The 15221-nt window shown below is 67.9% G+C and carries 11 protein-coding genes; 6 read left to right on the top strand and 5 right to left on the bottom strand.

All coding sequences use genetic code 11. The features are described 5' to 3' along the window. The first annotated feature begins 10 nt into the window (after nt 1-10). Nucleotides 11-1093, top strand: coding sequence for a hypothetical protein (locus AC067Z_RS30010; protein WP_478792781.1), 1083 nt, complete (start codon nt 11-13; stop codon nt 1091-1093). 23 nt (nt 1094-1116) lie between these two features. Here AC067Z_RS30010 and AC067Z_RS30005 read toward each other — a convergent pair whose 3' ends face one another. Genes AC067Z_RS30005 through AC067Z_RS29985 form a run of 5 tightly spaced genes read right to left on the bottom strand, consistent with a single transcriptional unit; the run spans nt 1117 to nt 5492 of the window. Beyond that, a complete protein-coding gene (locus AC067Z_RS30005; protein WP_478792780.1) occupies nt 1117-1611 on the bottom strand; it encodes a hypothetical protein in 495 nt (164 codons plus the stop codon). A gap of 48 nt (nt 1612-1659) precedes the next feature. Further along, nucleotides 1660-2430: a succinate dehydrogenase/fumarate reductase iron-sulfur subunit gene (locus AC067Z_RS30000; protein WP_478792779.1), complete on the bottom strand. Its 771-nt coding sequence runs from the start codon at nt 2428-2430 to the stop codon at nt 1660-1662. Then, entirely contained in the window at nt 2427-4355 is a 1929-nt protein-coding gene (locus AC067Z_RS29995) for a fumarate reductase/succinate dehydrogenase flavoprotein subunit (protein ID WP_478792778.1), read from the bottom strand. Before AC067Z_RS29995 ends, AC067Z_RS30000 begins: the two co-directional genes overlap by 4 nt. An 18-nt stretch (nt 4356-4373) precedes the next feature. Continuing rightward, on the bottom strand, nt 4374-5195 hold the full coding sequence (locus AC067Z_RS29990) for a hypothetical protein (protein WP_478792777.1): 822 nt from the start codon (nt 5193-5195) through the stop codon (nt 4374-4376). Nucleotides 5196-5249: 54 nt separating this feature from the next. Next, nucleotides 5250-5492, bottom strand: a complete 243-nt coding sequence (locus tag AC067Z_RS29985; RefSeq protein ID WP_478792776.1) for a hypothetical protein — start codon at nt 5490-5492, stop codon at nt 5250-5252. A 319-nt stretch (nt 5493-5811) separates the two neighbouring features. Here AC067Z_RS29985 and AC067Z_RS29980 point away from each other — a divergent pair, with 319 nt between their 5' ends. The 5 genes from AC067Z_RS29980 (at nt 5812) to AC067Z_RS29960 (ending at nt 15215) form a co-directional block, all read left to right on the top strand. Next, the gene (locus AC067Z_RS29980) at nt 5812-8133 is read left to right on the top strand and encodes an ABC transporter family substrate-binding protein (protein ID WP_478792775.1); all 2322 of its coding nucleotides are present in this window, start codon (nt 5812-5814) and stop codon (nt 8131-8133) included. Between the two features lie 372 nt (nt 8134-8505). Continuing rightward, entirely contained in the window at nt 8506-10413 is a 1908-nt protein-coding gene (gene typA / locus AC067Z_RS29975) for a translational GTPase TypA (protein ID WP_478792774.1), read from the top strand. Between the two features lie 778 nt (nt 10414-11191). Further along, the gene (locus tag AC067Z_RS29970) at nt 11192-12229 is read left to right on the top strand and encodes an ABC transporter permease (RefSeq protein ID WP_478792773.1); all 1038 of its coding nucleotides are present in this window, start codon (nt 11192-11194) and stop codon (nt 12227-12229) included. Nucleotides 12230-12332: 103 nt separating this feature from the next. Continuing rightward, nucleotides 12333-14129 carry an ABC transporter substrate-binding protein gene (locus tag AC067Z_RS29965; protein ID WP_478792772.1) on the top strand — a complete coding sequence of 599 codons (1797 nt, stop codon included), beginning with the start codon at nt 12333-12335 and terminating at the stop codon, nt 14127-14129. A 108-nt stretch (nt 14130-14237) separates the two neighbouring features. Next, entirely contained in the window at nt 14238-15215 is a 978-nt protein-coding gene (locus tag AC067Z_RS29960) for an ABC transporter permease (protein WP_478792771.1), read from the top strand. The last annotated feature ends 6 nt before the right edge of the window (nt 15216-15221 follow it).

Here is a 15221-nt window from a genome sequence, read left to right as displayed (position 1 = left end):
CTTGCCACGCATGGGGAACGACAACGGGGTGGGGGAGGGCGCGTGGCGAGGCCGCGCCCGGACGTTCGTACGGCGGTGGCGCAGCCCTCGTCTCAGGTGGCCCAAACGGATCGCTCTCGTGCTGGTGCTCGTCCTGATCGTGCCGCCCACGGCGGCCGCCGTCGCGCTGCGCATCAACTACACGGGCGACATCGAGGACGGGACACGTACGCGCGGTCAGGACGCCGTCTGGCTCGGGCACGCCTGGGTGGACGGCCGTAAGAAGGACGCCGACCTGGCCGCCTTCGCCGAGCGGATACGAGGCACGGGCATCCGGGACCTCTACGTCCACGCGGGACCGCTGGAGCACGACGGCACCCTGCCCGCCGACCGGTATCCGCGGGCGCGATGGCTGATCGACGCGGTCCACCGCACGATGCCGGGCATCCGCGTCCAGGCCTGGCTCGGTGACGTACTGGCGACCGAGGGCCCGGACGGGCTGAACCTGGAGAAGGCCGGGTCCCGCGCGGCGGTGGTGGGATCGACCCGCCAGATCCTGGACGCGGGCTTCGACGGGGTCCACTTCGACCTGGAGCCACTGCACTCCGACGACCGCAACTATCTGTCGCTGCTGGACGACCTCGGCGCTCTGACCGCGTCCCGCGGGGCGCCGCTCTCCGTCGCCGCCCACCAGATCGACCCGCTGCCGGCCCTGCACCAGGTGAACGGCGTGCTGAGCGGCAGCGAGAAGTGGTGGTCGCAGGCCTTCTTCGGCGAGGTGGCGCGCCGCGTCGATCAGATCGCCGTGATGTCGTACGACACGTGGATGCCGCTGGAGGGCATGTACGGCGGCTATGTCGCTCAGCAGACGGCGCTGGCTCTCGAAGTCACCCCTGAGGACACCGATCTGCTCATGGGACTGCCGTTCTTCCACGAGGACGACCTCGGCCACCACGAGAACGCGGAAACGGTCGAGGCCGCGGTCCGCGGCACCCGGCTGGGCCTGGGCCGCACGGACCGCGACCGCAAGCGGTTCGGCGTCGCGCTGTACGTGGACTTCGCGGCGCAGGAGAAGGACTGGGCCGCGTACCGCAAGGGCTGGGGCGAGCGCTAGACCATGTCCGTTCCCTGGGGCCGTCAGGATGTGGCGCGGCGGAGCGCTTCCTTGCGGTCGTCGACGAAGCGGCCGGGAGCGAAGTGCTCGACCGCGGCGACGACGGACCTGCGGCGCTCGTCGCGGCGCTCGGCGGGCAGAGCGAAGCCCTCGTTGTGGATCGGGACGAGCGGGGCCACCGAGTCGTGCCGGTGCAGCCGGACCTGGAGCACCGAACCCTGGAAGTGCACCAGGCGGATGTTGTTCCACGGCACCAGCTCGCCGCGCCGTCCGGTGATGCCGTGTGCGTCGATCCTCAGAGGCTGCACCAGCCGATTCATCGCCACGAGCAGCAGACACGTCAGCAGAAACACGAGAACGGGTGTGAGCAGCCACCAACTCGGGTCGTTCGGCAGTGACGTCGACACCACGAAGACCACGCTGACCGCCGTCGGCACGAGGGCGATCGAGAGCTGCCGCCAGGTGCGCGCGGGGCGCTCCGGCGACAGATCGAGGCTGTACGTCAACTCGTCGGACATGGCTCCCCCTCGGTAAAAACGAGGGGGAAGACTAGCAGCGGGCCGCGGTCACCCCTCCCGCCGCCTGATCTTGTTGCCCAGCCACACCAGTGGGTCGTACTTGCGGTCCGCCGCACGTTCCTTCAGCGGGATCAGGGCATTGTCCGTGATCTTGATGCCTTCCGGGCAGACCTCGGTGCAGCACTTGGTGATGTTGCAGAAGCCCAGGCCGTGTTCGTCCTGGGCGGTCACCTTGCGGTCGAGGCCCGTCCCGGCGGCCGCGTCGAGGGGGTGCATGTCCAGTTCGGCCACGCGCATGAGGAAGCGCGGCCCCGCGAATGCCTTCTTGTTCTCCTCGTGGTCGCGCACCACATGGCAGGTGTCCTGGCACAGGAAGCACTCGATGCACTTGCGGAACTCCTGGGACCGGTCCACATCCATCTGCTTCATCCGGTAGTCGCCGGCCGCGACCCCCGGCGGGGGCACGAAGGAAGGAACCTCCCTGGCCTTCGTGTAGTTGAAGGACACATCGGTCACCAAGTCCCGCACCACGGGAAACGCGCGCAGCGGGGTGACCGTGATCGTCTCCTCACGCGTGAAGACCGACATCCGCGTCATGCACATCAGCCGCGGGCGCCCGTTGATCTCGGCGCTGCACGAACCGCACTTGCCCGCCTTGCAGTTCCAGCGGACCGCGAGATCGGATGCCTGGGTGGCCTGGAGGCGATGGATGATGTCGAGGACGACCTCGCCGTCGTGCACCTCGACGGTGAAGTCCTCGAGCTCCCCGCCGTCCTGGTCGCCCCGCCAGACCCGGAACCGGGCGTCGTACGTGCTCATTCGTGGAGCTCCTCTTCGGCGAGGTACTTGACCAGCTCCTCCTTCTCGAAGAGGGCGAGCAGGTCGGGGCGGATGGGCTCGGTCGTCCTTCGCTCCAGCTCGATCTGGCCGCGTTCGGGATCGGTGGCGGCGCTCTCGCCGCTCGGATCCGCGAGCCGGCACACCAGGTTCGCCCGGCGCCAGGAGCGCTCCATCGTGGGGCAGTCCTCCCGGGTGTGACCGCCGCGGCTCTCGGTGCGTTCCAGCGCCGCACGGGCGATGCACTCGCTGACGAGCAGCATGTTGCGCAGGTCCAGGGACAGGTGCCAGCCCGGATTGAACTGGCGGTGGCCCTCGACCCCGGCCCGTCGTGCCCGCACCCGGAGTTCGGCCAGTTTCTCCAGGGCGTGCTCCATCTCGCCCGCGCGCCTGATGATGCCGACGAGGTCGTTCATCGTCTGCTGCAGCTCCTGGTGGAGCGTGTACGGGTTCTCGGGCGCCGTACCCGCCTCCGGGCCCTCCGCGCTGAACGGGCGCAGCGCCTCGGCGGCAGCCGTGTCGATCCGGGTCTCGTCGACGGCCGGGCGCGGCACCGCGCCCTCGGCGTACTCGGCCGCGTGCAGGCCCGCGCGCCGGCCGAAGACCAGCAGGTCGGACAGGGAGTTGCCGCCGAGCCTGTTGGAGCCGTGCATACCGCCGGCCACCTCGCCGGCGGCGAACAGGCCCGGGACCCCGACCGCCGCCGCGGTGTCGGATTCGACGGCGATCCCGCCCATCACGTAGTGGCAGGTCGGCCCGACCTCCATGGCCTCGGCGGTGATGTCGACGTCGGCCAGTTCCTTGAACTGGTGGTACATCGACGGCAGGCGCCGCCGGATGACCTCGGCCGGCATCCGGGTGGAGACGTCGAGGAAGACACCGCCGTGCGGCGAGCCGCGGCCCGCCTTCACCTCGGCGTTGATGGCGCGGGCGACCTCGTCGCGGGGGAGCAGCTCGGGCGGGCGCCGGTTGTTGTCCGGGTCCTCGTACCAGCGGTCGCCCTCGTCCTCGGACTCGGCGTACTTCTCCTTGAAGACGTCCGGGATGTAGTCGAACATGAACCGCTTGCCCTCGGAATTGCGCAGCACCCCGCCGTCGCCACGCACCGACTCGGTGACGAGGATGCCTTTCACCGACGGGGGCCAGACCATCCCGGTGGGATGGAACTGCACGAACTCCATGTTGACGAGCGGTGCCCCGGCGAGCAGGGCCAGCGCCTGGCCGTCGCCGGTGTACTCCCAGGAGTTGGACGTCACCTTGAACGACTTGCCGATACCACCGGTGGCCAGCACCACCGAGGGCGCTTCGAGGACGAAGAACCGGCCGGACTCGCGCTCGTAGCAGAAGGCCCCGGACACCCTGTCGGCCTCCTTGAGCACGCGGGTGACCGTGCACTCCTGGAAGACCTTGAGCCTGGCCTCGTAGTCCCCGAACTCCTCCTTGTCCTCCTGCTGCAGCGAGACGATCTTCTGCTGGAGGGTGCGGATCAGCTCCAGTCCGGTCCGGTCGCCGACGTGTGCGAGCCGCGGGTACTCATGGCCGCCGAAGTTGCGCTGGGAGATCCTGCCGTCCTCGGTGCGGTCGAAGAGCGCACCCCAGGTCTCCAGCTCCCACACCCGGTCCGGCGCTTCCTGCGCGTGCAGTTCGGCCATCCGCCACTGGTTGAGGAACTTCCCGCCGCGCATCGTGTCGCGGAAGTGGACCTGCCAGTTGTCGTGGTCGTTGACGTTGCCCATGGAGGCGGCGATGCCCCCTTCGGCCATGACCGTATGGGCCTTGCCGAAGAGGGACTTGCAGATGACAGCCGTGCGGGCGCCCCGTTCACGTGCCTCGATGGCGGCGCGCAGGCCCGCGCCGCCCGCGCCCACTACCACGACGTCCCACTGCTGCCGTTCGAGCTCTGTCATGTGCGAAGGCACCTTCCCCTAGAAGAAGCGCGGATCGTCGAAGGCACCGGAGGCGAGGAGATAGACGTAGAGGTCGGCGACCGCCACGCTGATCAACGACGCCCAGGCCAACTGCATATGACGGGCATTCAGCTTGCCGACCCAGCCCCACAGGCGGTATCGCAGCGGATGTCTGGAGAAGTGCCGCAACCGTCCGCCGATGATGTGCCGGCAGGAGTGGCAGGAGAGGGTGTACGCCCAGATCAGCACGATGTTGATCAGGAAGACGACCGTCCCGAGACCCATGTGTCCCCAGGCGTAGTGCTCGTCCCGGAAGGCGAGCACGGTGTCGTACGTGAGGATCCCGGCGACCGGCACGGCGGCGTAGAAGAAGTACCGGTGGATGTTCTGCAGGATCAGCGGGAAGCGGGTCTCGCCGCTGTACTTCTTGTGCGGCTCGGCGACCGCGCAGGCCGGGGGCGACGCCCAGAAGCCCCGGTAGTAGGCCTTGCGGTAGTAGTAGCAGGTCAGCCGGAAGCCGAGCGGGAAGATAAGGATCAGCAGGGCGGGGGACAGTCCCCACCAGCTGCCGAAGATCTCCCAGTTGGGTCCCCCGCGCATGGGCTCACAGTTCTCGGCCAGGCATGGCGAGTAGAACGGTGAGACGTACGGGGCCGCGTAGTAGTCGGCGTTCGCGAACGCCCGCCAGGTCGAGTAGACGATGAAGGCGAACAGCCCGGCGGCTGTCAGGGCCGGGGAGAGCCACCAGCGGTCGGTCCGCAGATGGCGGACTCCGATCGTGGCTCGGCCGGCCCCGTGCACGCCCGTATTGATTTGTGGTGGTTCGGTACCTGTGGCCAACGAGGACTCCGGGTGGAGTGGGATCGGGGTGTGAGGTCCGGGCGTACGGGCCGGTCAGGGTGCGTGCCGGTCGCGCGCGCCCAGCCCCTCGTCGTCCGAGTCGGTCCACAGGGCGTTGTTGTACGGGGTGTCGGGGATGGTGACCAGTTCAGGGCGGCTCTGTGCCTTCGGCCGTTCGCCGGCAGCGGCCCGCCCGGGCCCCCGCAGTTCGTCGACGATCTGCTCCAGCTGTCCGACACGCTGGGTCAACTCGTCGATGCGCTGCTGCATCGCCGTCATCTCTTCCTGCTGGGACATGACTTGCCCTCACTTCCGCAGGGTGCGGTGGCATCGCTCATGCGCCTGAGAGTGTCGCGCGCCACATCCCCGCTTGTGAAGGGATGTGCAGGGATTCCCGGCGCACGCGTTGTCGGCGCGCCCCTTGTGGTTGGTGTCTCGCTCGGCCCATTTTCGTCCTTTCCGTAGCTGTATGCCTCATTCGCGGTTGGGCCGCACGGGTGGGCTTGGAGTGGCCGCCGCCGTGTCTGCGACGGCGCACGGGGTCCGTCCACTTCAGTGGGGGGAATCAGTGTGATCATCTCCAAATTCGACAACCCAGGACTAAGAGGTACAAGCCATGTCCCAGGTCGAGGCCCCCCGCGGGCGGACATGCTCCCGAAGGCTCCGCTCCGTCGCGCTGCTCGCCGGCGGTGTACTCGCTCTGCCCGTTCTCGCCGGTTGCGGCGCCGGTGACGACGAGAGCGACGCGAAGCCCGCGGCCCAGGACATCGCTCCCGCCGGGCGGGACCGCACCGCCGACGGCGGCACCCTGCGCTGGGCGGTCGACTCCGTGCCCAGCACGCTCAACGCCTTCCAGGCCGACGCCGACGCGACCACGAGCCGTATCGCGGGCGCCGTACTGCCGGCCCTGTTCGTCCTCGACGAACGAGGGAGGCCGGAGCGCAACGCCGACTACCTCGAATCCGCCGAGATCGTCGAGCGGGAGCCGCAGCAGGTCGTGCTCTACAAGATCAATCAGCAGGCCGTGTGGAGCGACGGCCGCGAGATCGGCGCGCCCGACTTCCTCGCGCAGTGGCGCGCGCTGAGCGGCAAGGATTCCGCGTACTGGACGGCACGCAATGCCGGCTACAACCGGATCGAACGGATCGAGCGGGGCGACAGCGACCTCGAGGTCAAGGTCACCTTCACGAAGCCCTACGCGGACTGGCAGGCCCTGTTCACGCCGCTGTACCCGAAGGAGGTGACCGGCACCCCCGGCACCTTCAACGACGGCGCCCGCACCGCGCTCGCGAGGACGGCCGGCCCCTTCCAGGTCGCGAAGGTCGACCGCAAGGCCGCCGTCACCACCCTCGTACGCAATCCCCGCTGGTGGGGGCGGCGGGCCAAGCTCGACACCCTGGTGCTCGCCGCCGTGCCGCGCGAGGAGCGCGTCGCCGCGCTCACCTCCGGCTCGCTCGACCTGGCGGAGATCGACAGATCCGCGGCGGAACGTATCTCCTATGCCGCGAAGGACGCCGGCCGAGGCGGCCGCCCGCTGGCGCACGGCCCCGGCTCCGAGCTGACCCCGTCCGCCGCACTCATGTCCTGGGCGCAGGCCAACGGGTCCGACGAGGGCCTGGCCGAGGCGTCGCAGCAGGCCCGCGAGCGGGCCGCGGAGGCGCAGAAGAAGTACGCCGAGGAGCAGTCCGTGCTGCGCCGCTTCCAGGTCCGCAAGTCGCTCGAGCCCGCGTACACCCAGCTCGCGATGAACGGGGAGTCCGGACCGCTGGCCGACGACCGGGTGCGCCGGGCGGTCGCCCGCGCCCTGGACCGCAAGGAACTGGCCGAACTGGTGCTGGCCCCGCTCGGTCTGCCCGCAGACCCGCCCGGCAGTCACCTCGCGCTCGCCGGTCAGCGGGTCTACAAGGACAGCAGCAGCGCGCTCGGGGACCCGAACACCAAGGAGGCGCAGGCCCTGCTCACCGACGCGGGCTGGACGACGGGCGGAGCGCTGAAGAAGTCCGCACCGGCCAAGGCGGGCGGAGAGGCCGGCGAGAAGAACCGCGCCGGGGTGAAGGGCGAGAAGGGCGCCGACACCGACGGGAAGCCGTCGGACGCCGACACCGCCTCCGACGAGGGCCTCTACATCGTCGGCGACGACAAGCCCGGCGGCGACACCCGGCTGCGCGACCACGGCCCTGCTGGCACCCGCGTTCTCGCGCCCGCCCCCGCCGCCGCCCTCCAGAGCCGGGCCGTCGAGCGCCAGGCGCGTGCGCTCGGCGACGAGGCATGGGCGGCGGACACCGCGGACACCAAGGCGCAGGAGAAGAAGGACGGCATGGCCGGTGCCTACGCGCCGCGCGGCACCGCCGCGCCGACGCCCGTCTCCGCCGGCGGCGCCATCGGCAAGGACGGCAAGCCGCTGACCCTGCGGTTCGTGCTCCCCTCGGGGCCCGGCTCGGAGGTGCTGCGCTCCGTCGGGGAGAGGATCTCCCAGATGCTGCGAGGCATCGGCATTGCCACCGAGGTCACCAAGGTCGCCGACGAGAGCTACTTCAAGGACCACATCGCGTCGGGCGACTACGACCTCGCCCTCTATTCCTGGCCCGCCAGCGCATTCCCGGCCACCGACGCCCGGCCGATCTACGCCAAGCCCCGCCCCGCCTCGGACGGCTCCCTGCTGGTCGAGCAGAACTACACCCGCGTCGGCACCGACTACATCGACCAGCTCTTCGACGAGGCGGCCGGCGAGCTGGACGAGGACGCCGCCCGTGAGCTGATGCGCCGGGCGGACGCAAGGATCTGGGCCGCGGCCGGCTCCATCCCCCTCTACCAGCGCCCCGAGCTGGTCGCCGCACGATCCACGCTGGTCAACGCCGGTGCCTTCGGCTTCGCGACCCCGAAGTACCAGGACATCGGGTACAAGAAGCCCCAGGCCGCCACCGCTGCGCAGCAGTGACGCCGCACGGGCGCTTGCGCAACCTCTGAACCCGCTCAATTCCCTTGCCCGCCGGCAGCGCCGGCGGGCAAGGTCGTGCCGTCCTCCGACCCAGCCTCCTCCCCTCCGTCGCCAGGCCCTCGCGCTCCCCGACCAGCGCGTCCGCCGTCCGGCACCGGCGCTTCGCCCGCTGTTCCCCCGATCGTCGCCGATCCCTTTGTCCGCACCCCTGCCGGGCGTGATCCCCGCCTCGTTCCCGGCCCCTGATCCCTTCCCGGGAAGCCGCCGACGCGCCGGGCCCGTACCATGGGACAAGCCGTGGCGTGTCCGCCCGGCGGGCGTACAAGGAACGAACGACGCCGCATCCCACGATCGAGAGAAGCGCCAGCCAGCATGCCCACGCGCCACGACATCCGTAACGTTGCCATCGTCGCCCACGTCGACCACGGCAAGACCACCCTGGTCGACGCCATGCTGAAGCAGGCCGGAGCCTTCGCCGCGCACGCAGCGGAGCACCTCGACGACCGGATGATGGACTCGAACGACCTGGAGCGTGAGAAGGGCATCACGATCCTGGCCAAGAACACCGCCGTGAAGTACCACCCCAAGGCCGGCGGGGCCCCGATCACCATCAACATCATCGACACCCCCGGCCACGCCGACTTCGGCGGCGAGGTGGAGCGCGGTCTGTCGATGGTGGACGCGGTCGTCCTCCTCGTCGACGCCTCCGAGGGCCCGCTCCCGCAGACCCGCTTCGTGCTGCGCAAGGCGCTCGCCGCGAAGATGCCGGTCATCCTGTGCATCAACAAGACGGACCGTCCGGACTCCCGGATCGCCGAGGTCGTCGACGAGACGTACGACCTGTTCCTGGACCTGGACGCGACCGAGGAGCAGATCGAGTTCCCGATCGTCTACGCCTGCGCCCGTGACGGCGTCGCGTCGCTGACCAAGCCGGAGGACGGCACCGTCCCGGCCGACAGCGACAGCCTGGAGCCGTTCTTCTCCACGCTGCTCGAGCACGTCCCGGCCCCCGAGTACGACGAGTCCGCGCCGCTGCAGGCCCACGTCACCAACCTCGACGCCGACAACTTCCTCGGCCGTATCGCGCTGCTGCGTGTCGAGCAGGGCGAGCTGCGCAAGGGCCAGACCGTGGCCTGGATCAAGCGTGACGGCACGATCTCCAACGTCCGCATCACCGAGCTGATGATGACCGAGGCGCTCACCCGCAAGCCTGCGGAGGTGGCCGGCCCCGGTGACATCTGCGCCGTCGCCGGTATCCCGGACATCATGATCGGCGAGACGCTGGCCGACCCGGAGAACCCCATCGCCCTGCCGCTGATCACGGTCGACCAGCCGGCGATCTCCATGACCATCGGTACGAACACCTCGCCGCTCGTCGGCCGGGGCGGCACCGGCAAGGGCGCGGACGCCAAGTCCGCGGTCAAGGACCGCAAGGTCACGGCCCGCCAGGTCAAGGACCGCCTCGACCGGGAGCTGATCGGTAACGTCTCGCTGCGCGTCATCGACACCGACCGCCCGGACGCCTGGGAGGTGCAGGGCCGCGGTGAGCTCGCGCTCGCCATCCTCGTCGAGCAGATGCGCCGTGAGGGCTTCGAACTCACCATCGGCAAGCCGCAGGTCGTCACCAAGGACGTCGACGGCAAGGTCCACGAGCCCGTCGAGCGCATGACGATCGACGTCCCCGAGGAGCACATGGGCGCGGTCACGCAGCTCATGGGTGTACGCAAGGGCCGCATGGACAACATGTCGAACCACGGCTCCGGCTGGGTCCGCATGGAGTTCGTCGTTCCGTCCCGAGGCCTCATCGGCTTCCGTACGGAGTTCCTGACCAACACCCGCGGTACGGGTATCGCGCACTCCATCCACGAGGGCCACGAGCCGTGGTTCGGCCCGCTGGTCACCCGTAACAACGGCTCGCTGGTCGCCGACCGGTCGGGTTCGGTCACCCCGTTCGCGATGATCAACCTCCAGGAGCGCGGTGTGTTGTTCACCGAGCCCGGCACCGAGGTCTACGAGGGCATGATCGTCGGTGAGAACTCGCGCTCCGACGACATGGACGTGAACATCACCAAGGAGAAGAAGCTCACCAACATGCGTGCGGCTTCCGCGGACAACACCGAGAACGTGGTCCCGCCGCGCAAGCTCTCGCTGGAGCAGTCGCTGGAGTTCTGCCGCGACGACGAGTGCGTCGAGGTCACTCCGGAGGCTGTGCGCATCCGTAAGGTCGTCCTCGACCAGAAGGAGCGCGGCCGCGCCGCGTCGCGCGCCAAGCACGGCTGACGGACCGGCAAAACCTCGCAAAAAACAACGAACACACGGCTCGGCCCCCCGCAGACACTGTGGGGGGCCGAGTCGTTCGTCAACGGGTTTTTGTGGTGCAGGTGTCCGCATATCGGCCGTCGCTCTCCGGAACATGTGTTAACGGTCCGTTTCGCGGGTGTCTGTCTGTGATCGCTTTGTCCGGATTTCGATCCACCACGTGCCATCGATGTTGTCAAAACGAGACCCTTTAAGTGTGGTTTACAGCCCTGTCCTCCTTAATAGTTGGCTCCATTGAGCTCGGGTCAATGGGTCAAGCGCGCTGTGGGGAGCGCCGAGGCCCACGAGCACACTGGGTACTGCTCTTCGCCTGCAGGGGTGTCGGTGAGGAGCGCGCGTACCCACACTTGCAGTGAACACGTGGACTCATGAGGAGGAACCCATGCGCGGTGCCACGAGCACCAGTGGGGTCGGGTCGTCGACGATGGCTCGAACGACCGGTTTCGTATTGCACGGCTCATCCGGTCCGGCCGCCGCCCTCGGCGGCCGGCGACTCTGAGGCCCGCTCAACCCCTCAACTCGCGCTCCTAGGGGTGGAATCCACCCTGTTGACGCTTCTTCAGCCGTACCGCTCGCAGGATGATCCCGTCGGGCGGGCGGACCTCGGTCGTACCCGTAATCGGTGACGGTCGGTGCCGGGGAATCGTCATGCAGCAGCGACGACGGTACGAGCGGTACTCGCTCGACCGTTCCAGCGTGCAGGACCGCGGGTAACCCGACACCTGTGAATGGACACACCATGACCAGTCCAATTGAGACCGAGGGCGCCGAGGCCTCTGTCGCCTTGGACAAGCAGACCGAGCCGAAGACCGCAGACGCGGGATCCAAGGATCCGGTGGGACGTTCCCCGGGCCAGCTCATGTGGATGCGCTTCCGGCGCGACCGCACGGGCATGATCTCCGCAGCGGTGGTGCTCTTCTACTTCGCCATCTCCGCCCTCGCGCCGGTGATCTCCGCCCTGTACGGCAAGGATCCCTACACGCTCTACGCCCAGGAGCCGGACTACCCGTTCCTGCTGGACGACTTCGCCATGCCGACCGGCACGCTCGGTGGCATCTCCGGCGAGTTCTGGTTCGGTGTCGAACCGAAGCTGGGGCGAGACGTGTTCACCATGCTGCTGTACGGCATGCGCACGTCGCTGTACATGGCGCTGGTCCTGACATTCCTGAGTGTTCTCACCGGTGTCGTCATCGGCATGGTCGGCGGCTACTTCGGTGGCAAGGTCGACTACTGGCTCGGCCGGACGACGGACTTCTTCCTGGCGTTCCCGAACCAGCTGTTCTTCATCGCCTTCATGCCGGTGGTGACCGCTCTGTTCGTCTCCCCGACGGACGAGACCCCGACCTACCTCCGTGCCGTGGCCATCGTCCTCGTGATGTGGTTCCTCGGCTGGATGGGTATGGCGCGACTCGTGCGGAGTTCCGTACTCTCCCTGCGCGAGCGTGAGTTCGTGGAGGCGGCCAAGGTATCCGGCGCCTCCCGATGGCGGATCGTCCGCAAGGAGATCCTTCCGAACATCGTCACGCCGATCCTGGTGCAGGGCACGTACATGCTGCCCAGCGCCATCCTGAGCATCGCGTTCCTCTCCTTCGTCGGTGTCGGCTTCGTCGAGCCGACCCCGGACTGGGGGCGGATGTTCGCGATCGGCGCCGAGATCTACGAGCAGGACCCGGCGTTCATGTTCTTCCCGGGTATCGCCATGGTCGTCTTCGTCCTGTCGTTCAACCTGCTCGGTGACTCGGTCCGAGACGCGTTCGACCCCAAGACCGGACGGTGACGTCCATGTGCGAGGGCAGCTGCCGCCCTCGCGCCGGGCAACCGGACGGTCAGGCAGCTTCTTCTGGATGGATTACAACGGACAGGTAGGTGCACAGAGCATCATGAAGGCCATTCGATCGCGCACAGCGCGCGCCATAATCGTCGCTGCGGCGGCGGGCTCCCTTGCGCTCACCGGCTGCTCCAGCAACAGCGGCAAGCAGGGCAAGGACGAGTCCAAGAACCAGAAGGACGCGGCCGAGCAGTCCAAGCCGGTTGCCTATGGTGACGCTGCCGCCTCCAACGGTCCCGCCGCCGAGGTCCCGGGCTCCAAGCCCGGTGGCATCATCAACGTCTACATGCAGTCCGACCTGAGCCACATGGACCCGGGTCAGATCTACGTCAGCGACGCCGGCCAGTTCGCCAACCTGATCCACCGCGGTCTGACGAACTTCCAGGAGGACGACAAGGGCAACCTGACCGTCGTCGGTGACATCGCCACCGACTCCGGCAAGTCGTCCAACGGCGGCAAGACCTGGACGTACACCCTGAAGGACGGCATCAAGGACGAGGACGGCAACGTCATCACGTCCAAGGACGTCCGCCACACCATCGAGCGCATGTACTCGAAGGTCATCTTCGACGGCCCGACCTACATCCAGGACTGGCTGTCCGGCGGTGACTACCGCAAGGACCTGCCGGACGGACCGTACAAGGGCAAGCACCTGCCGGACAGCGTCCTCGCGACGCCGGACGAGAAGACGGTCGTCTTCAACTTCGACAAGGCGCAGCCGGACCTGCCGCAGGCGCTGGCCATGGCCGGCTACGCCATCGTGCCCGAGAAGGCGGACACGAAGGAGAAGTACGACAAGGCCCCGAAGTCCCTCGGCCCGTACAAGATCTCCGACCACAAGGCCGGCAAGTCCCTCACGCTGGTGAAGAACCCCAACTGGGACCCGAAGACGGACGTGGTGCGCCACCAGTACGTCGACGGCTACAACTTCACCACCACGATCGACCAGGCCAGCCAGACCAAGCGCCTCGTGGCGGACCAGGGTGAGGCCAAGAACGCGATCCAGTTCACGGACTCGGTCGACCCCGCGCAGATCCAGTCGGTCGTCAACAACGCGGCCGTCAACAAGCGGACGGTCAAGGGCTACCAGCCCTACGTGTGGCAGATGTCCTTCAACCTGGACCGCATCAAGGACAAGCGGATCCGCGACGCCATCACGTACGCGATCCCCAACCAGTCCATGATCCAGGCGGACGGCGGCAAGTACGGCGGCGAGCTCGCCGGCGGTCTGCTCGCGCCGACCCTGCCGGGCTACGACCCGACGTACGACCCGTTCGGCAAGCTGAAGAAGCCGAACGGTGACCCGGCCAAGGCCAAGGAGCTGCTGAAGGAGGCGGGTGTCAAGGAGGGCTCGAAGCTCACCTACGCCTACTCCAACACCCCGCGTGGCCAGGCCCAGATGGTCATCATCAAGGACGCGCTGAAGAAGATCGGCTTCGACATCCAGGCGAAGGAGATCGACCGCGCCACGTTCTACGAGCAGATCGGCAAGGTCAACAACAAGTTCGACCTCTACATGACCGGCTGGGGCCAGGACTGGCCGTCGCCGTCCACCGTCATCACCCCGGTCTACGACGGTGACCTGGTCGCCGACGGTGCGCCGAACTACTCGCACATCAAGGACAAGCAGGTCACCGAGGGCATCAACGAGGCCCTGACGATGGAGCCCGAGGCCGCCGCCAAGAAGTGGGAGGAGATCCACCACCGCATCGTGGAGGAGATCAACCCGGCCGCCCCGGTCTACTACTCGAAGCAGATCCAGCTCTCCGGCTCGAACGTCGGTGGCGTCAGGTACAGCACGGAGTCGAGCTACATCGACATCAACGACCTGTTCCTGAAGCAGCCGTAACACCACAACCGCACGGTTGATCCGTGGGGGTGCGCGCCCGGCGGAGCGCACCCCCACGGACACTCGCCCCTCACACCCCGCCGCTTCCGAAGAGAGCAGCCTCCCGCGATGCTTCAGTTCCTCATCCGCAGGTTGACCGGCGCCGTCGTCATCATGTTCCTGATCGGCGCCTTCACATTCTTCCTGTTCTACACAATTCCCCAGGACTTCGCCGAGCTTGCCTGCGGCAGAACCTGCACGCCGGAGAACATCGCGGTCATTCGCGAGAACCTCGGTCTCGACAAGCCCATCACGCAGCAGTTCTGGGAGTTCATGGGCGGTATTGTCACCGGCCGTGATTTCGCCACCGGGCACTGCCCAGCGCCGTGCCTCGGAGTCTCCTTCGACACGGGCAACTTCGTCTGGGACTCCATCAAGGACCGCTTCCCGCTGACGCTGTCGCTGACCGTGGGCGGCCTGATCATCTTCCTGATCCTGGGCCTCGGCTCGGGTCTGCTCGCCGCATGGAAGCGCGGAACCGCGATCGACAAGGCGGTCAGCGGGGCCTCGATGGTGCTGAGCTCGTTCCAGATCTACTTCCTGGGACCGATCGTTCTGGGCCTTCTCGTCTACAGCACGGGCTGGATGGAGAACCCCAAGTACGTGCCGTTCACCGAGAACCCGGTGGACTGGGCCGTCGGCATGCTGATCCCGTGGGCGGTGATGGCGACCATCTTCACCGCGCAGTACACGCGTATGGCCCGTTCCACCATGATCGAGCAGCTCCAGGAGGAGCACGTCCGCACCGCGAAGGCGAAGGGCATGCGTCAGCGCTACGTCTTCTTCCGCTACGCCTGGCGCGGTTCGCTCACGCCGATCGTCACCATCATCGGCATGGACCTCAGCGCACTCCTCGCCGGCGCGGTCGTCACCGAGTTCACCTTCGACCTGGCGGGCATCGGACGCCTCGCCGTCGAGTCCTCGCTGACCAAGGACCTCCCGCTGACCATGGGCGTGATGCTGTTCGGAGCCTTCTTCATCCTGCTCCTGAACATCATCGTGGACCTCGCCTACGCCTACATCGACCCGCGCGTGCGCCTCGCCTAGGAGAAC

The sequence above is a fragment of the Streptomyces sp. NPDC043812 genome, assembly GCF_056436245.1.
This window is presented reverse-complemented; position numbering and strand designations above follow the sequence as displayed.

Coding starts and splice junctions, on each gene's coding strand:
- AC067Z_RS30010 (WP_478792781.1), top strand. CDS start 11: ATGGGGAACGACAACGGGGTGGGGGAGGGCGCGTGGCGAGGCCGCGCC.
- AC067Z_RS30005 (WP_478792780.1), bottom strand. CDS start 1,611: ATGTCCGACGAGTTGACGTACAGCCTCGATCTGTCGCCGGAGCGCCCC.
- AC067Z_RS30000 (WP_478792779.1), bottom strand. CDS start 2,430: ATGAGCACGTACGACGCCCGGTTCCGGGTCTGGCGGGGCGACCAGGAC.
- AC067Z_RS29995 (WP_478792778.1), bottom strand. CDS start 4,355: ATGACAGAGCTCGAACGGCAGCAGTGGGACGTCGTGGTAGTGGGCGCG.
- AC067Z_RS29985 (WP_478792776.1), bottom strand. CDS start 5,492: ATGTCCCAGCAGGAAGAGATGACGGCGATGCAGCAGCGCATCGACGAG.
- AC067Z_RS29980 (WP_478792775.1), top strand. CDS start 5,812: ATGTCCCAGGTCGAGGCCCCCCGCGGGCGGACATGCTCCCGAAGGCTC.
- typA (WP_478792774.1), top strand. CDS start 8,506: ATGCCCACGCGCCACGACATCCGTAACGTTGCCATCGTCGCCCACGTC.
- AC067Z_RS29970 (WP_478792773.1), top strand. CDS start 11,192: ATGACCAGTCCAATTGAGACCGAGGGCGCCGAGGCCTCTGTCGCCTTG.
- AC067Z_RS29965 (WP_478792772.1), top strand. CDS start 12,333: ATGAAGGCCATTCGATCGCGCACAGCGCGCGCCATAATCGTCGCTGCG.
- AC067Z_RS29960 (WP_478792771.1), top strand. CDS start 14,238: ATGCTTCAGTTCCTCATCCGCAGGTTGACCGGCGCCGTCGTCATCATG.